The organism is Microbacterium sp. A20, from assembly GCF_004794515.1.
Classification (GTDB): Bacteria; Actinomycetota; Actinomycetes; order Actinomycetales; family Microbacteriaceae; genus Microbacterium.
Map to the genome: position 1 here is coordinate 152,524 of NZ_SSDF01000080.1, position 17,076 is coordinate 169,599.

The following is a 17,076-nucleotide window of genomic DNA, read 5'->3' on the forward strand; positions in this document are numbered from 1 at the left end:
TACGTTGCTTACCGGCCGCATATCAACCTGGGTTGCTCACGCTCGAACCCGGTTACCCCGCCCTGGCGGCGGTGTCAACGGTCCTGCGGCGCTCCGGCATCCGACCCACCCTTGTCTCTCCGACGAAAGGACGCAGCATGTCGATTCCAGAGACCCTCGCGAGTGCGCGGAGAAGTGTGCGATGAGCGGTATCGAGGACCAGGGCGAGCGCCCGGAGAACGTCCGATCCGCGGCCGACGCCGACGCGGATGCGCGGATCGCCGAGCATCTCGCTGAGCGCACGGGTGAAGGCACCGATACCGCGGGGCAGGTTCCGGCCGGCGGAGCCGGTGCCGACTCCGGCGCCGCCGGCACCGTGGGAGTGGAGCCCGGATCGAGTGCGTCCATCCCGGACGAATCCACTCACAACGACGAACCGGGCATCGGCACCCGCCGCGCCGACGTCGACGCGGCGAACCGCGACGACGGGGACCCCGGCAGTCGCGCCTGAGCCCCCTCCGCCCTCACACCGTCGACGGGTGCAGGACGACCTTGATGCAGCCGTCCTCCTTCTGCTGGAACGTGCGGTAGAGGTCGGGTGCGTCGTCGAGGGGCGCGTGATGGGTGGTCAGGTCCATGACGCCGAGCGGATCGGAAGCGTCCTCCACGAGCGGCAGCAGGTCGTCGACCCAGTTCTTCACATTGCACTGCCCCATCCGCAGCGTGATCTGCTTGTCGAAGAGGGTCTTCATCGGCATGATGTCGGCGTCCCCGGCATACACACCGCTCAGCGACACCGTTCCGCCGCGGCGCACGACGTCGATCGAGGCGTAGACGGCGGCGAGCCGGTCGACCCCGGCCTTGTCGAGAACCTGGCGTGCGGCGGGATCGGGCAGTAGTCCGACCGCCTTCTGCATGAACTCGACTCCCGAGTTGCCGTGCGCCTCGAGTCCCACGGCATCCACCACCGAGTCGGCACCGCGCCCCTCGGTCAGATCCCGCAGCTCTTCGACGACGGAGTCCGTCAGGTCGAACGTCTCGATGCCGTGCCGCTCCGCCATCGCCCGCCGCTCGGGGACGGGATCGACCGCGAGCACCCGGTACCCGCGATGCCGCCCGACGCGCGACACGAACTGTCCGACCGGTCCGAGGCCCATCACGGCGAGCGTTCCGCCCTCCGGCACCTGCGCGTACTCGACGCCCTGCCAGGCCGTGGGAAGGATGTCGCTGAGGAACAGGTAGCGCTCGTCCGGAAGGTCGGGCCCGACCGGGATGTGGTTGTAATCCGCGAGGGGCACCCGCAGATACTCGGCCTGCCCGCCGGGAACCTGCCCATAGAGCTTCGTGTAGCCGAACAGTGCCGCGCCGCTGCCGTACTCCCGCACCTGCGTGGTCTCGCACTGCGACTGCAGTCCGCGGCGGCAGAGGAAGCACTCGCCGCAGGCGATGTTGAAGGGGATCACCACGCGGTCGCCGACCGAGAGGGTCGTGACGCCCGCGCCGACCTCGACGACGACGCCCATGGGTTCGTGCCCGAGGATGTCGCCGCGGTCGAGGAAGGGCCCGAGCAGCTCGTACAGGTGCAGGTCGGATCCGCAGATCGCCGAGGATGTGACACGGATGATGGCGTCCGTGGGTTCTTGGATGACCGGATCGGCGACCTCCTCGACCGTCACGCTCCGCTTGCCCTGCCAGGTGAGTGCCTTCATGATCGTCCTCCGTATCGTCGGATGCTGTCGTCCTGTCCAGGGTCGTCGTTGCCGGGCGACCCGCCCACCCGGTTGACAGGCGCGCGCGATCGTGCGGCGTCGCCGATCAGCGGCGTCGTCGCACAGTGGGAAGGGCCGGTCAGTGGAACGGGCAGCTCCGTCCGGAGCCGGACGCCGCGCGAACCCTGCCGCCGGATGCCGGCTTGGTCGGCAGTCGTCGTCGATTCACGTCGAGCCCGGAGTCGAGCACGCGCAGCCGCGGATCGCTCAACACCGCGATCGCACCGGCGAGCCCGGCGATCACGAGCTTCTCCCCCGGGCAGCGATGCCCGGTCGCGACATCCGCCCCGCCCTGCGGGATGAACGTCCGCACGTCCTCGTAGTCGCCGACCCCGGTGAACCGCTCCGGGGCGAAGCGGTTCGGATGCGCCCAGGACTGCTGGTCTGTGTTCGTGCCGAGGATGTCGAGCACCACGCGCCCGCCGGCGGGAACCTTCACATCACCGATCTCGATGTCCACGAGCGCCCGACCGGGCAGCATCGGCACGAACAGTCCCGTCCGACGGACCTCCTGGGCGAACAGGGTCGCCAGCTCTCCCCCGACGAGCACGCCGCGCTCCTCGGTCTCGGCGGCGATTCGCTCCCGCCACTCCGGCCGGTCATGCAGCTCCTTCGCCGCGAAGGCGACGAACCGCGCAGCCGCGATCATGGGTCGGATGCTGTTCTGCAGCTCGACGCCGGCGAGTCGCGCCGGCAGGAGCGTGCCGTCAGGGCCACGGTGCGACGCCCACAGCGCGAGCGCCGTGCCGTCCTTGGCAGGGAGCGACCCGGCGCGGACGGCCTCGATGAGCCGTCGGGAGTGCCGATCGGACCACAGTCGGTTGACGGCGGCGGCGACGAACTCGGGAGAGTAGGGGACGCCGAAGCCGTCGACGATCTGCGCGAGCCGTGCCGCCCACCGCGTCTTGGCGGCCGGCGTTCCGGGAAGGCCCGCCCAGCCCATGATGGCGCGACCGAGCGCACCGACCGCTGCGTCGTACGCGCTGCGTGTGCCGCCGTCGAGCCAGGCCTCGCGCTCCGATTGCCATTCCCGCTCGAGCCACGGGGTGAGGCGTTCGACCTGCGCGTCTTCGTAGGCGACCTCCACGAACGTCGCCTTGCGGTGCCGATGCGCGGCTCCATCGAGGCTGTGCACCGAGCCGTGGCCGAACAGCGTCTCCTGCACGATCGCCGGCATGGCGCCGTGGCGGGCGATGCGGGTCTCGTCGTAGAACAGCTCCACGCCTTCGACTCCGCGCACGAGGGCGGCTTCGTCGCCCAGCAGGCGCATCGGCGCGGAACGGGCGCCGGGTCGCGCGCGACGCCAGATGCGCTCGCCGAAGTCGTAGCCGCGGGTGAGGAGCGAGAGGGAGTCGTCCCGAAGGATCGAGGTCGGCGGGTTCGACGCGGGCTTGGCTGATCTGGGGAGCATGGGTCGACCATGACAGGCGGCACCCGGGCATTCCAGGGGGCTGTCGGCCGCGACCGAGTGTGCTAGCGCCCGCGCCGCGCCGGTTGTCAAGCACCTCGCCCCACGACATCCTCCGGCACAGGATGGGGCACGAATGGAGGCATGATGGCGACGAACACCCGCGACATGGCGTGCACACCGGATGATGTGTTCCGAGTGCTCGCGAACGGCTGGCTCTATCCGGGATGGGTGGTGGGCGCCTCCCGCATGCGGGACGTGGACGACACCTGGCCCGATCCCGGTGCCCGCCTGCATCACTCCTTCGGTGTCTGGCCCGCCCTCCTGGACGACACGACCTGGGTCGAGGAATGGAACCCGCCGCACCGGGCCGTCCTGCGCGCTCGCGGTTGGCCGGTCGGCGAGGCGCGGGTCACGATCCGCGCGCGCACGATTCCCTCGGGCTGTCAGGTGCGCATCGACGAGGAGCCGGTGAAGGGGCCTGCCACCTTCGTCCCGGCTCTGATCACGACACCGATGCTGCGGTGGCGCAACGCCGAGACGCTGCACCGGTTGGCGTACCTCGCCGAGGCCGGAGCTGGTTGAGTCGGTGGGAGTGACCCTCGGGGCTCACTCCCCCGAGTTCGATTTGAACTGACGCTCCCAGTCGCGCAGCTCGGAGCGTCCGATGAGCGAGTCGAGCGACACCTGGAAGAGCAGCCCCTTGCGGGCGTTGACCTGCTTGATGTTGTCGACGATCTGGGTGGTCACGGCCGCCAGCGCCTCGCGCACCTCGGCGATCCGCTCGTCCGGTGCATCCCACAGGTCGGGACGGGTGAGCAGGTCGAGCAGATAATCGGGCTCGAGTGCCGCGACGAGTCGGGCGAGCTTGTCCGAGTACTCCGCCTCGGCCAGCGCGACCTGGTCGCGCTCGGCCTTGGCGTCGAGTCGCACGAAGAGCTGCTCGACGTGGGAGGCGAGCGCATCGATGCCTGCGGCCGTCTCCGCCGCCACCGGGTTGTTCGGCAGGTTCGCGTAGTCGACCCGCAGCTCGCGCAGCCGGTCCACCCGCAGTCGGATGCCGGGAGGAACCGGATCCGCCGCGGTCTTCGGCGCGCGACGGCGACGGGCGAGCAGTCCGATCGCCGTGCCGCCGGCCGCGAGCAGGACCGCCCCGCCGATCACCACAGGCAGCAGCCAGTCGGTCCCTCCCCCGGCTTCCACACCAGGAGAAGACGGAGCCTCTTCGACGATCTGCTGCACGGTCTCGACGAGCGCGGTCTGGGTGTCGCCGCCCGCCGCGGCCTCGTTCTCGTTGGCGATCCGCAGCACGTCGTTGCTGTCGATCACGGTAGAGCTCGCCTGCACGTCGTCGCCCACGGCGAGGACGACGGTGGTCTGCGGAACGCGCTCGCTGAGCCGATCGAGCAGTTCCAGGGGGTAGACCGTGCCCAGGTCGGCATCCTTCGGAAGCACCACGACGGCGATCGTCCGGTCTCCCGGCACGGTGGCCAGCAGAGCATCGGTCATCGCCGACTGCCCCTGCACGCCGGGTGCGACATAGACATCACCGGATTGCAGCGCGGCGATCGCGTCGGTGACCCCGCTCGGGTCGGATGCCGTGGAGCTGATCATTCCCACCTCAGAAGTTGTTGATCACGGAGGCGAAGACGAGGTCGATGCGCTCGGCATCCGAAGCGTCGAACATCTGGCCGCCCGTGGCATCGGCGATCCGCTGCAGCACCGAGGTGTCGGCCGCCGAGCTGTAGGCGATCGGGAAGATGCGCACCGGGGCGTCGGTGCCGCCCTCCTTCGTGCTCTTGCCGATCTTGGCGATCAGCGAGTCGAGCGATGTCGTGGAGTCGGTGTCCTCACCGTCCGAGAGCACCACGATCGCGTTGATCCGTCCCGGCTCGGCCCGCTCGCTCATGACCTCGTACGCGGTGAGCACCGCGTCGTACAGCGGCGTGCCGTTGCGCTCGGCGTAGCGGAGGTCGTCGAGGGAGGAGTTGAGCTTCTCGCCGTCGGCGCCCAGCGGGGTGACCCCGCGGAGCACCTGGATGTGCTCGCCCTCGTCGGAGGAGACACCGGTGGTGAATGCCCAGACGCCGACCTCGTCGGTGGAGCGGAAGTGGTCGAGCGTCGTCTGGGCGCCCTGGATCGCCCCGTCGAGCCGGGAGCGGCCGTCGCCGATCGGCTCGTCCATCGAGCCGGAGATGTCGATAAGCTCGAGCACCGACGAGGGTTTGCGCACCTGCGTCCACTGGTCGATCGCGGTGGAGATCACGTCTACTTCGGGCTTCGGCAGCGTGACGGTGGGTTGTGCGGGATCGACGCCGAAGTTCGCCGTGAACAGGTTGCCCAGCGGGACGGATTCGTCGAGCGGACGGAAGCCGTACTCGGGGAGGATCTTCTGCGCGGCCTCGGTCTGGAGGAAGGCGGCGAAGGCCTCACCTGCTGTGCGCTGCTCGGGCGTCACCCAGTCGGCGCCGAGCACGGTGACGGGGTTGTCCGACCACATCGAGCCGCCCGCGGGGTACACCGCGACCAGCTTGGTCTTCGGCGGGACCAGGGTCTCTCCCGGCTGCACGGTGTGCGAGTCGGGGTTGCCCTTGTTGTAGTTGAGCAGCGAGGTCTCCTCGAGCGCGACCGCCGAGACGTAAGCCGAGCCGTTGGCGCCGTTCTGCGTCTCGTCGTACAGGGTCGACAGCACGTTGCCGGTGGTGTCGCCGTAGTGGATCACGCACTCCTCGAACACGCGGGAGAAGTCGGCCGCGGCATCCACATCCGCCGACGTCAGCCCCTCGGCCTTGCCCGACGCCTCGTACGACTGCATCAGGATGGTCGACAGCCCCGTGGTCGAGGTGTTGGGGTTCGTCTTCGAGATCTTGAAAGCGCCCCAGATGTCCTTGCCCACGCTCCCCCAGCCGTCGGGGTCCTGGCACAGGCCCTCCAGGTCGGTGATGCTGATCGGCTTGTCTGGCCAGCCGAGCGCTTTGGCCATCGGCTCTGGCATCCCGAACACGACGGGTGTGCGCGTGAAGGATGCGGGCGTGCCGACGAGGTTCTGCGAGGCGGCTGCCGCGACGCGGTCGGTCCAGACCGTGGAGGCGGGCGACCACAGGGTCGGCCACAGGGCGCGGTCGTCGCTCGGCCAGTCCTCGCCGGATGTCAGGTAGCGGGCGGCATTGCCGGACGAGACGTTGGTGGGCCGCACGGTGGCGCAGGTGTCGAGCTTCTCGTGCTCCGGGGAGTCTTTGAACGCGGTAGCCAGCTCATCGAGCATGTTGACCTTCTCCGACGAGGTCGCCACGGTGATGTGCGTGCAGCCGTCGTCGGGAAAGCCCTGGCTGCCGTCGGGGGTGGGCTCTTCTCCCCCGCCGGTGCAGGCTGCCAGCACCAGCGCGACGATCGCCGCCGTCGCGAGGGCGACAGGTGTTCGCCGGATGGTGGTCCTTCGTGCGGTGCGAGGCGCGCTCATGCGCCAAGGGTACCGATGTATCGGGCTCCGGATCACGCCGTTCCGGCGCGCATGAACTCCTCGGCTGCTTGCACCTGCTCCGCGCTCGGGCGGATGCCGGTGTAGAGCACGAACTGCTCGAGCGCCTGCAGGGTCGCGACCTCGGCGCCGGTGATCACGATCTTGCCGGCGGCCCGACCCGCGGCGATCAGGGGCGTCTCGGCGGGCAGTGCGACGACGTCGAAGACGACGGATGCCGCGGCGATCGCCGCCTCAGAGAACGACAGCGACTGCTCCTCCGACCCCCCGGCCATCCCGATCGGGGTGACGTTGACGAGGATGTCCGCCGTCGAATCGAACACGTCCGCGCTCCAGCGGAACCCGTACAGACCGGCAAGCGCGCGTCCGTTCGACTCGTTCCTGGCGACGATGGTGACATCGGTGAAGCCGGCGTCGCGGAAGGCGGCTGCGGTCGCCTTGGCCATGCCGCCGGAGCCGCGCAGCAGCACGGAGGCCGCCGGGTCGAGCTCGTTGCGCGCGATCAGCTGCGCGATCGCGGAGTAGTCGGTGTTGTACGCCGTGAGCACGCCCGCATCGTTCACGATCGTGTTGACCGAATCGATCGCGCTCGCCGAGGGGTCCATCCGGTCGACCAGCGCGATCACCTCTTCCTTGTACGGCATGGAGATCGCGCAGCCGCGGATGCCGAGTCCGCGCACGCCGGCGATGGCCTGGGCGAGGTCGGTCGGGGCGAAGGCCTTGTAGATCCAGTTGAGCCCGAGCGCCTCGTAGAGGTGGTTGTGGAATCGCGTCCCGTTGTTGCTCGGCCGCGCCGACAGCGAGATGCAGAGCGTCATGTCCTTGTTGAGCAGCGTCACCGCATCAGGCTACCTTCGCATCGTTTCCCTTGCGCGGATCGGCGCCTGCGCCCGGTCGGGACTCGCCCGGGCGAGGCCCGTGACGGGACCGCGCGTCCTCCCCTAGGGTGAAGGTGCGTGCACACGGGGATCGATCGTCTTCGTCTCTCCCCAGGAGACGAACCGCCCACCCCAGGGGCAAGACGATCCGTGCACGCGATTGGGCCCCCTCGAGTAGCTCAGTCCCCAATGGGCTGCTCGAGGGGGTCGCTATCGCGTCCCGCGCCGTGATTTTCGGATTTGTCCCCCAAAAGGGGGACAAGCACTCCGAAAAGGAGCTAGGCTGTTTCTGACGCACCCTCCGGTCGTCTTCGGCCCTCATCGCTCCCCCCGCGGTGAGGGCCACACCATTTTCTCGGCGCCTTCCGCTCGTGTGCCGCTGAATCCCCCGGATGACGGCCGTGTGCCGCTCATGCAACATTTGGATTACCTTCTTGCAGCGGCTATTCCGCTCGGGGGCTCCTCCACTAGCGTTAGCGATGTCGGGGCATACCTGCGTCGGCTTCTTCATCAGCAGAACAGGCAGTACATGAGCACCCAGGGCACGGTCAAGTGGTTCAACTCGGAGAAGGGCTTCGGCTTCATCTCCCCCGACGACGGAGGCGCTGACGTCTTCGCGCACTACTCCGCCATCCAGTCATCCGGCTACCGGTCTCTCGAAGAGAACCAGCGAGTCGAGTTCGATGTGGCACAGGGCCCCAAGGGCCTGCAGGCAGAGAACATCCGCCCCGTCTGAGACGGGCGGGAACACGAACTCCCCGACCGGAGCGCCATGACGGCGTCATCCGGCGGGGAGTTCTGTGCTTCCGGCGGGTCCGCTCCGGCGCGCAGGCACGGTGAGCGTCAGGTGCTCGCGGGTGCCGTAGCCGCTGTCAGCCGAGGAGGAGAGCGCGCAGCTCGGCCACGGTCGTGACGCGGAACTCCGCCTCATCGCCCTCGTGCGAGTTGCTGAAGCCCCACTCGACGAAGATCACGGGGACGCCGTTGGCCTTGCCGCCCTCGACATCGTGATGACGGTCGCCGATGAGCACCGGCCGTGACGTGTCGGCGCCGAGCTCGCGGAGCCGCCGCAGCGCTTCGGCGACGATGTCGGTCTTCGAAGCGAGCGTCGACTCATCAGGTGTCGCACCGACGGTCGTCAGGAACGACGGGCGGAGGCCGAAATGGTCGACGAGGGCGTCGACCTGGATCTCCGGCTTCGAGCTGGCCGTCGCCTGCGGGATGCCCGCCGCCGCCAGCTCGTGGATGAGGTCCGTGACGCCGGGGTATGTGGCCACGTCGGTGGTGTAACCGTCGGCCTTGCCCAGCGTGCGGTAGAACGTGACCGCCTCGCGGGACTCCTCGGGGGTCATTCCCGCCTGGTCCTGGAACGACTGGAACATGGGTGGCCCGATCCAGTGGACGAGCTCTTCGCGCGTCGGTGCCGGCCGGCCGAAGTGGGTGAGGGCGACGTTCAGGCGTCGGAGGATGCCGACGGAGGCATCGATGATCGTGCCGTCGACGTCCCACAGCACGCAGGAATAGGGGGAGTGGGGCATGCTTCCAGCCTATGGGCCCGACGGCGACGGTCATTCTTCCTGCACAGCTGTGCCCCGAAAAAGCTTGTTCACACCTTATGTGAGAGCGAAATGTCCTCATATAAGGTCGTGACAAGAGTGGAGTCACAGGTGAGAATGGAGGCATGTACGTGTCGGTGGAAGTCATCACGATGCTGGCGACAGCAGCGGCGACTCTGGTCGCGATCGTCAGCGGGTTCGGCTGGATGATCACTCGGATGGATGCGCGCTTCGCGTCGCAGGATGTGAAGCTCGAGGTGCGATTCGATCGCATCGACCGCCGCTTCGAACGGGTGGATGAACGGTTCGAGCGGATCGATGAACGGTTCGAGCGGATCGATGAACGGTTCGACCGAGTCGATCAGCGGCTCCGCCTCGTCGAGCTCGAGATAACCGAGGTGAAGATCGCGGTCGCGCGACTCGAGGGGCCGGTTCTTCGCCTGATGGCGGCGCGCTGATCGGCGGGGGCCACGAGGCCGAGGCTCAGAACAGGCGGGGGATGCCCGACTCGATGCCCTTCATGTCGTCGTAGTCGAGCACCAGGCAACGGATGCCGCGGTCCTCGGCCAGCACGCGGGCCTGGGGCTTGATCTCCTGTGCGGCGAACACACCCTGCACAGGGGAGAGGTGCGGGTCGCGGCCGAGAAGCTCGAGGTACCGGGTCAACTGTTCGACGCCGTCGATGTCGCCGCGGCGCTTGATCTCCACCGCGATCGCGGCGCCGTCGGCGTCCCGCACGAGCAGGTCGACCGGGCCGATCGCCGTCGGGTATTCGCGGCGCACGAGCGTCGCACCCTCCGAGATGCGCTCGACCTGTTCGGCGAGCAGTCGCTGCAGGTCGGCCTCGACGCCGTCCTTCTGCAGCCCGGGGTCGATGCCCAACTCGTGGGAGGTGTCGTGGAGGATCTCGTAGATCTGCACCCGCAGCGCATCGCCGGTCTTCTTGTGCGTTACGCGCCAGACCTCGACGACGCCGGCGCTCGCTTCCTCCTCGCCCGGTTCCTCGCTCGACAGCGAGCAGGGAGGGCTCATCCAGTTCAGCGGCTTGTAGCTGCCGCCGTCGGAGTGCACGAGCAGACTCCCGTCTCCCTTGTGCACGAGCAGACGCGTGGCGAGCGGGAGATGGGCATTGAGCCGACCGGTGTAGTCGACCGAGCAGCGGGCGATGACGAGACGCACCCGTCGAGCCTACTTCGTCGCCGCGGTGTTCTTCGCCGCCCCGGGGCGCGTGGCGATCAGTTGCCGAGGACGTTCCCGAGTGCCTCGAAGAGCCCGAGCTCGGTGGCCGCGGAGCGGGCGATGAGGAACCCGATGATGCCGATGATCCAGGCGGTGTTCTCTGCGCCGGTGCGCTCCATCCAGGCGGCGAAGCGCTCGAGAGGACGCTGCACGAGAGGAGCGGCCACGATGCGGAGGAGGAGCAGCACGATCGCAGGGAGGATCATCAGCGCGCAGTATCCCGCCAGCGACAGCACCCGCACAGGAGTGTCGACCGCAGCATCCGCGAGCATCGTCATCGCGACGATGTACGGCAGCATCGTGGCGATCTCCACGAGCCCCGCGGCGATCGCGACGGCCATCACGGCCGTGCCCCGGGTGCGGGGATCGAGCAGGCGCTCACGCCATCGCGTGATGCGGCCCGGACGGGGAGCTGCCGCCACTCCGGTCCGGTCCGCAGCGGCAGGGGGCGGGGGCGGCGCCATCGTCGCCGGAGCAGGGTTGTCACGCACGGGCATCCCCGTCCACGGCGAGACCTGCGGCGCGGACGCGACGGGCGCAGCCTCGGGCGCAGCGGCGCCCCTCTTCGGCTGCTTCTCGCCCGTCGGCATCACCAAGGCGGTGATGAGGAGTGCGGCTCCGACGACGAGGCGGACGATCAGTCCCGCCGGAGACGCCAGGAAGTCCGCGGCCACGTCGACGAGGTTCACCAGCCCCCACAAAAAGAGAAGCCCGACGACGAGGTAGAACACCGCGATCGTCGCGAGGTAGAGGAGGATGCGTCCGGCGCGCACGCGGCCGGGGTGCAGCAGGAGGAAGACCGGGATGAGCAGTGTGCCGACGCTGAGGCCGTCGAGCAGCGCCAGGAGCGCGAGGGAGAGGGGGAGCGGCAGGCCGCCGAAGAGTTCCATAGTGCCACCGTCGCGCGGGCGGGTGCGGCCGCGGATCGGGCGAAAGTAGCGTTCGTCGTGGGCTGCTCATCCCTTCGACGGATGCGACGGCGACCGCTCCGTGGTTGCATGAGGTCATGCACGAGCAGGTCGACGGCGTACCCGGAGCCTGGTATTCCCGGCACCGCTGGTGGGCGGACCCGGTCGCGATGGCACTGCTCGCCGTCGTGATGGCGGCGCTGGGATTCCGCGGCGTGTGGGGGTCGTTCTCCCTCCTGTCGGGGCCGGTGTCGCCGTGGTGGGCGCTCGCCTTCGCGCTTCCGGCCTGTGGGCTCGCGCTCGCCAAGCGACGCCTGCCGGTGACTGTGCTCGGCCTCGTGTCGCTTCTCTTCGTCGCGGACCTCCTCACGGTCGGCGGCATCGGGACGGTCGTCGTGCTGCTCGACGTGCTGTGGACGGCGGTCTTCCTCTCCGGCCCGCGTCGTCGCCGCGTGCTGCTGGTGCTCCTCAGCGCATCGACGGTCATCCTCTTCGTCGCCGCCTGGCTCTTCACCGACATGCCCTTCGCGGTCGCCTTCCTCGTCGGGGTGCAATTCGGCGCGATCTTCGGCACGGACTACTGGTGGGCGGTCGCCGTCTCCCAGGCGCAGGAACTCGCCGAACTGCACCGCCAACGCGCAGATGACGCGGCGGCCGTCGCCGAGCGGGATCGCGTGGAGGCCGTGCAGCGCGAGCGCGAGGCGATGGCGCGCGAGTTGCACGACGTGGTGGCCGGCCACGTGATGGCGATGGCGATCCGAGCGGAAGCCGCCCTCTCCACGACGCCCGACCAGACGAAGGACCGGGAAGCACTGCAGGCCGTGCGCGATGCAGGCCTGGATGCCCACGGCGCGCTGCGGTCGATGATCTCGGTGCTCCGCCGCGGCGACGGCGCCCTCGTGCCCACACCGCGCTGGGCCGACTTGGAGGGCATCGTCCGAGAGGCCGAACGCGCGGGGCTCGTCGTCCGCTTCGACGCCCCGGATGCGCCCGAGCTCGGAGCTGCTGCAGAGCAGACAGTCGTCCGCATCGTGCGGGAAGCCCTGACGAACTGCACCCGGCACGCGGGCGGCGCCGACGTCGACGTCGAGATCAAGGAGCGGAACGCCGAACTGCAGGTGCGCGTACGTTCCCGCGGAGGCGTCGCCAGCGCGGCGGCCACGCACGGGGGAGAAGGCTGGGGTCTGCAACTGCTGCGGGAGCGCGTGGGAGCGCTCGGCGGATTCTTCGCTGCCGGCCCCGACGCGGACGGGTGGTCGGTCGAGGGTCGACTTCCACTCGAGGTGCGGGTGTGAGCGCGCCGACCGTACTGCTCGCCGACGACCACGGCGCCATCCGGGCGGGGCTGCGCATCATGCTCGAGGCACACGGGATCCTCGTGGTCGGCGAGGCCGCGGACGGCGACATCGCCGTGCGCAATGCGGCCGCGCTGCGACCCGACGTGGTGCTCATGGATCTGCGGATGCCCGGCCGGGACGGCATCTCGGCCACGCGGGAGATCGTCGAACGCGGACTCGGCGACGTGCTCGTGCTGACCAGTTTCGACGAGGATGAACTCGTCCTCGGGGCGATACGCGCGGGTGCGGTCGGCTTCCTCCTCAAGACGGTCGATGCCCCCGCGCTCGTCCAGGCTGTGCGATCCGTCGCCGCGGGAGAAGGAGCGCTGGATCCGCGGGTGACGCGGCGTGCGCTCGCCGCCGTGGCCCAGGGGGTGGAGGCGCCGTCGTCGGCATCGGGCGCGACGGAGCGGGCCGACCTGACCCTTCGCGAACGAGAAGTCCTCGACGGCATCCTGCAGGGCTGGTCGAATGCGCAACTCGCGGCGCGGCTGCGTATCTCGGTGCCCACCGTCAAGACGCACGTGTCGAACGTGCTCACCAAGCTCGGCGCGCGCAGCAGGTCGCACGCGGCCGCGATCGTGCGGGGCAGCGAGGACTGAGCGCGCTCAGCCCTGCTCGGCGCTCGCCGCGGGGGTCTTCTCGTCTTCCCGCAGCGGGCGGGCGGCACCCGAGAACAGTCCGGAGAGTACGACCAGGCCGACCAGGATGAACAGCGTGTTCAGCAGGCCGATGTGCTCGCTGATGACGCCGAGCACGGGCGGGCCGCCGAGGAACGAGATGTAGCCGATCGTGGCAGCCGCGCTCACCCGGGCCGCGGCCTTGGCAGGGTCGTCGGCCGCGGCGGACATGCCGAGGGGGAACCCGAGCGAGGCGCCGACGCCCCACAGCGCCGCTCCCACCAGCACGAGCGGGAAGGTGGGCGCGAGGATGAAGAGCAGGATCCCGGACGCCGCGGCGACGGCGAGGATGCGCAGCACCGCGACGCGTCCGAAGCGGTCGACGAGGGGCCCGCCGAACAGCCGCACGGTCGTCATCCCGATGGAGAACACCGCGAGCGACACGGCTCCCGTGCCCTCCGCGAAGCCATGACCCTGCTCGGTGCCGAGCGCGATCCAGTCGTTCGCGCCGCCCTCGGCGAACGACATCCCGAGCATCACCGTGCCCAGCAGGTAGGTGCGGGGTTCGCGCCAGGCCTCGAGCGCGGTGTGCATCCGCTCGCGGAACGGCGGCTTGACGTGGTCCTCCGGATCGAGAGCGGCCTCGCGCACCGGCACCTGGAAGAAGCAGACCACCGCGATCACGGCGATCAGCACGCCCATGGACACCGCATGCGTCGCGACATCGATCGCGAGGTGGGCGGCGAGGGCGCCGATCCCCGCACCGATGACGGTTCCGAAGCTGAAGAAGGCGTGGAAGACGGGGAGGATCGTGCGGCCCATCTGCTGCTCGATCGCGGTGGCCTCGACGTTCATCATGACGTCGACGCAGCCGTTGCCGAATCCGAACAGGGCCATGCCGATGAGGACGACGGTCACCGAGCCGAACACGGTCGCGCCGAGGCCGACGAGCGCGATGCCGACCGCGAACATGAGCATCGCCGCCAGCATGCCGCGGCGGGCACCGGTGCGCGCCATCACCGCCGGGCTCGTCGAGATGCCGATGATCGACGCGACACCCATGCCGAGCAGCAGCATCCCGACCTGCGCGTTGTCCAGCTCGAGCGCCAGTTTGATTCCCGGAACCCGGGACGCCCAGGTCGCGATCGAGAGGCCGCTCGCCAGGAAGATGGCGAAGATCGCGGCACGCCAGCGGACGAACTGCGAACGGGTCAGGGCTGCTTCCATGCCGGACAGCCTATCGAATCGATTCGACCGGGGGGAACGGAAGCGAGCTATCCTCGAAGCATGAGCAGTCAGGAGACGCCGCGTCGGCCCACGATCGCCGACGTCGCACGCGAGGCGGGTGTGGCGACGTCCACCGCCTCGGTCGTCTTCAGCGGAAAGGCGAAGGTGGCCCCCGCGACCCGCGAGCGCGTGCTGGCCGCGGCCGCCGAGCTCGGCTACGCCGGACCGGACCCCCGCGCGGCCTCCCTGCGACGCGGACGCAGCGGCATCGTCGCCGTCGTGTTGGAAGGTCACCTGCGTGCGGCCTTCCTCGACCCCGTGACGACCGCCATGATGGACGGGCTCACCGACGGGCTCGCCGAACTCAGCGCCGGCATCCTGCTGATGCGCGACGAGCCGGGGGAGGGCACGGCGATCGCCGATGCTCCCGTCGACGCCGTCGTGCTGATCGGCTGCTCCGGACGCACCCGGTCATCCCTCGAGGTGGTCGTCGGCCGCGGACTCCCGGTCGTCGTGATCGAGGGCGACGCCGGAGAGGCGATCCCCCGCATCACGCTCGACAACGCGGCGGCCTCGGCTGACATCGCGAAGCACGTACGCGACCTCGGCCACCGCGACGTCGCGCTGGTCACGCTTCCGCTCGACAGCGACCGGGAACGTGCGGCGGTCACGCCGGAGCGCCTCGCGAACGCGACCGTCGACGTGACGGTCCATCGGCTGGCCGGCACCCGTGAAGTGTTCCCCGACGCCCCCGCGATCTCGGCATCCGGCAGCCTCATCGACGAAGGAGTGCTGGTCGGACGCATGCTGCTCGCCGATCCCGACACCCGGCCGACGGCGGTGCTCGCGCAGAGCGACCTGTTGGCCGTCGGCGTCATCCGTGCGGCCGAGGAGCTGGGGCTCCGCGTCCCGGAAGACCTCTCGGTCGCGGGTTTCGACGGCATCGCACTGGACGGCCTCGGCGACCTCACCCTCACGACGAGCGTGCAGCCGGCGGTCGAGAAGGGCCGTGCGGCGGGGGAGCAGGTCGCCCGCATGCTGCGAGGGGAACCGGGGATCACGCAGCATCTCACCTGCCGATTCCGCGCCGGCAGCACCACCGGCCCTGCGCCGCGCTGAGCGCCGTCCTCGGACGCGTCGGCAGCCGCGGTCAGCTGCGTTGCGGTCCGAGCGGAAGCACCGTATCGCCGAGATCGAGGATGCGGTAGCGGCCGCAGTCGATCACCTCGTCGGGGATGGCGGGTGCGGGCAGGTTCCACGGGACGGTCTGCGCATCCTCCACGAGGAACGTCACCTCGCCGACGTCGAAATCGCGACGGTTCACCAGCCAGGCGTAGCCGCGCAGCTCATGATCGACCTGCACGAGCTGCGCCGGGTCGTCGAGGTGCAGCTTCGGCAGACGGACGGTCCAGAACTGACCGGCTCCGGTGCGGCCGGAGGCGTTCACCCAGTCGGTGACGCAGGTGAGGTCGGGGTCGGCGGCCTCGGCGGCCGCAGCGAGCCGGGGGATGCTCAGGATGCCGCCGATCGCGAGCAGCACCGCGACGACGGCCGCGAGCACGGATCGAAGGCTGAGCGGCATCCATCCCGTGCGCGGCATGGCGACGAGGGCCAGCACGGGAGCGAACACCAGCGGCTGCAGGTAGCGGGCCGCGTGGGTGCCGAGTGCGATCGCGCCGATCACCACGAGCGCGGGCATGAGCCAGGCGAGCGCGGCGACGAACCGTGAGCCCTCGTCCGAGGCGCGTGCCGTGCGGACCGCTGCGAGCACGAGAAGGGCGAGCACGATCAGGCAGCCGAGCACCCCCGGTGGGGTCGACAGCCGGGCGGAGACGAGCTCGGCGTAGTAGCCGATCGACTCGGGCCACCGCTCGGGCTGCGCGTAGCCGGCACCGGTGTTGGCGATCCATGCCTGAAGTGGAATACGTGCGAGGAAGCCGAGCGCCGTGCCGACCAGGAGCACCGCGAGCAGCAGTGTCCACCGGAACCGTCGCTGTGATCGGATGGCCAGGAGGGCGAGCAGCACCGTGATCGGCACCGTCGCCCAGGCCGCGTAGAGCGGATTCGACAGGGTCGAGACCGTTGCCGTGACGCCGAGAGCCGCAAGGAGACCGACGCTCATCGACTCGCGATCGAGAACTCGACGCACCAGCCCGACGGAGAGCACGACGGCGACCGCCGACGCCGAGTAGTAGGTGGTCGTGAGCTGCAGCGAGGCGAGCTCGAGAGCATCGCGGGACGCCGAGAGCTCGGTCACGGCGATGGCGCAGAACACGGCGAGTCCGAAGAGGGACCATGCCACGGGTGCCCGGCCCTCTCTGCGTCGACCCGCCACGAGCCGAAGGGCACCGTACAGGGCGATCACGTTGATCACGGCGTTCACCGCGAGCAGCGCGTTCACGTCCAGCGGGAAGATCGCGTCGAGCGCGGCGAACACCGTGGATTCGGGGAGGAAGAGCACGCTCGACATCGCCCAGTCCATCGGTTCGCCGGAAAGCACGGAGCGCGCGAACATGGCCACGACCAGGGAATCACTGTCGCGGAACAACAACTCCGACCGTGCGGATGATGCGACCTGTGCGGTGGTGATCAGCGCGAGCCCGAGGGCGCCGAACCACCCGGCCAGCTCCCGCACCCAGACCCGCCGCATGCGACCACTCTCGCACGATCGTGCAAC

17 protein-coding genes are annotated in these 17,076 nt (G+C 69.6%); 7 read left to right on the plus strand and 10 right to left on the minus strand.

Annotation, left to right across the window (positions count from 1 at the left end; all coding sequences use genetic code 11):
• Positions 1-181: 181 nt before the first annotated feature.
• Positions 182-490, plus strand: coding sequence for a hypothetical protein (locus tag DW298_RS19355; RefSeq protein WP_168429468.1), 309 nt, complete (start codon positions 182-184; stop codon positions 488-490).
• A 13-nt stretch (positions 491-503) separates the two neighbouring features.
• Here the strand turns inward: DW298_RS19355 and DW298_RS11465 are convergent, their stop codons facing one another.
• Positions 504-1,688, minus strand: a complete 1,185-nt coding sequence (locus DW298_RS11465; protein WP_136042600.1) for an alcohol dehydrogenase catalytic domain-containing protein — start codon at positions 1,686-1,688, stop codon at positions 504-506.
• A 139-nt stretch (positions 1,689-1,827) separates the two neighbouring features.
• Positions 1,828-3,159: a cytochrome P450 gene (locus DW298_RS11470; protein WP_136042601.1), complete on the minus strand. Its 1,332-nt coding sequence runs from the start codon at positions 3,157-3,159 to the stop codon at positions 1,828-1,830.
• 144 nt (positions 3,160-3,303) lie between these two features.
• On the opposite strand from DW298_RS11470, the gene DW298_RS11475 reads away from it, so the two are divergent.
• Positions 3,304-3,741, plus strand: a complete 438-nt coding sequence (locus tag DW298_RS11475; protein WP_136042628.1) for an SRPBCC family protein — start codon at positions 3,304-3,306, stop codon at positions 3,739-3,741.
• A gap of 24 nt (positions 3,742-3,765) precedes the next feature.
• Here the strand turns inward: DW298_RS11475 and DW298_RS11480 are convergent, their stop codons facing one another.
• From DW298_RS11480 to DW298_RS11490, 3 genes are read right to left on the minus strand one after another with little or no spacing between them, the layout of a single operon-like run.
• Entirely contained in the window at positions 3,766-4,770 is a 1,005-nt protein-coding gene (locus DW298_RS11480; protein WP_136042602.1) for a hypothetical protein, read from the minus strand.
• 7 nt (positions 4,771-4,777) lie between these two features.
• Positions 4,778-6,616, minus strand: a complete 1,839-nt coding sequence (locus DW298_RS11485; RefSeq protein WP_136042603.1) for a substrate-binding and VWA domain-containing protein — start codon at positions 6,614-6,616, stop codon at positions 4,778-4,780.
• Positions 6,617-6,648: 32 nt separating this feature from the next.
• The gene (locus tag DW298_RS11490; protein ID WP_275087530.1) at positions 6,649-7,473 is read right to left on the minus strand and encodes a shikimate 5-dehydrogenase; all 825 of its coding nucleotides are present in this window, start codon (positions 7,471-7,473) and stop codon (positions 6,649-6,651) included.
• Positions 7,474-8,041: 568 nt separating this feature from the next.
• Between DW298_RS11490 and DW298_RS11495 the strand changes: the two genes are divergently transcribed.
• Positions 8,042-8,248 carry a cold-shock protein gene (locus DW298_RS11495; protein ID WP_017203899.1) on the plus strand — a complete coding sequence of 69 codons (207 nt, stop codon included), beginning with the start codon at positions 8,042-8,044 and terminating at the stop codon, positions 8,246-8,248.
• A gap of 136 nt (positions 8,249-8,384) precedes the next feature.
• On the opposite strand, the gene DW298_RS11500 is transcribed toward DW298_RS11495, so the two are convergent.
• Positions 8,385-9,050 carry an HAD hydrolase-like protein gene (locus tag DW298_RS11500; protein WP_136042604.1) on the minus strand — a complete coding sequence of 222 codons (666 nt, stop codon included), beginning with the start codon at positions 9,048-9,050 and terminating at the stop codon, positions 8,385-8,387.
• A 143-nt stretch (positions 9,051-9,193) separates the two neighbouring features.
• Between DW298_RS11500 and DW298_RS11505 the strand changes: the two genes are divergently transcribed.
• Entirely contained in the window at positions 9,194-9,526 is a 333-nt protein-coding gene (locus tag DW298_RS11505; RefSeq protein WP_136042605.1) for a response regulator, read from the plus strand.
• Between the two features lie 25 nt (positions 9,527-9,551).
• Here DW298_RS11505 and nucS read toward each other — a convergent pair whose 3' ends face one another.
• Both nucS and DW298_RS11515 read right to left on the minus strand, forming a co-directional pair.
• Positions 9,552-10,247 carry an endonuclease NucS gene (gene nucS, locus DW298_RS11510; protein ID WP_136042606.1) on the minus strand — a complete coding sequence of 232 codons (696 nt, stop codon included), beginning with the start codon at positions 10,245-10,247 and terminating at the stop codon, positions 9,552-9,554.
• Between the two features lie 56 nt (positions 10,248-10,303).
• Positions 10,304-11,197, minus strand: a complete 894-nt coding sequence (locus tag DW298_RS11515; protein ID WP_136042607.1) for a GAP family protein — start codon at positions 11,195-11,197, stop codon at positions 10,304-10,306.
• A gap of 116 nt (positions 11,198-11,313) precedes the next feature.
• Here DW298_RS11515 and DW298_RS11520 point away from each other — a divergent pair, with 116 nt between their 5' ends.
• The gene (locus DW298_RS11520) at positions 11,314-12,510 is read left to right on the plus strand and encodes a histidine kinase (protein ID WP_136042608.1); all 1,197 of its coding nucleotides are present in this window, start codon (positions 11,314-11,316) and stop codon (positions 12,508-12,510) included.
• Positions 12,507-13,154, plus strand: a complete 648-nt coding sequence (locus DW298_RS11525; protein WP_136042609.1) for a response regulator transcription factor — start codon at positions 12,507-12,509, stop codon at positions 13,152-13,154. Before DW298_RS11520 ends, DW298_RS11525 begins: the two co-directional genes overlap by 4 nt.
• 6 nt (positions 13,155-13,160) lie before the next feature.
• Here DW298_RS11525 and DW298_RS11530 read toward each other — a convergent pair whose 3' ends face one another.
• Positions 13,161-14,399, minus strand: coding sequence for an MFS transporter (locus DW298_RS11530; protein ID WP_136042610.1), 1,239 nt, complete (start codon positions 14,397-14,399; stop codon positions 13,161-13,163).
• A 60-nt stretch (positions 14,400-14,459) separates the two neighbouring features.
• Here DW298_RS11530 and DW298_RS11535 point away from each other — a divergent pair, with 60 nt between their 5' ends.
• Positions 14,460-15,518, plus strand: coding sequence for a LacI family DNA-binding transcriptional regulator (locus tag DW298_RS11535; protein ID WP_136042611.1), 1,059 nt, complete (start codon positions 14,460-14,462; stop codon positions 15,516-15,518).
• A 31-nt stretch (positions 15,519-15,549) separates the two neighbouring features.
• On the opposite strand, the gene DW298_RS11540 is transcribed toward DW298_RS11535, so the two are convergent.
• Positions 15,550-17,049, minus strand: coding sequence for a hypothetical protein (locus DW298_RS11540; protein WP_136042612.1), 1,500 nt, complete (start codon positions 17,047-17,049; stop codon positions 15,550-15,552).
• Between the last annotated feature and the right edge of the window lie 27 nt (positions 17,050-17,076).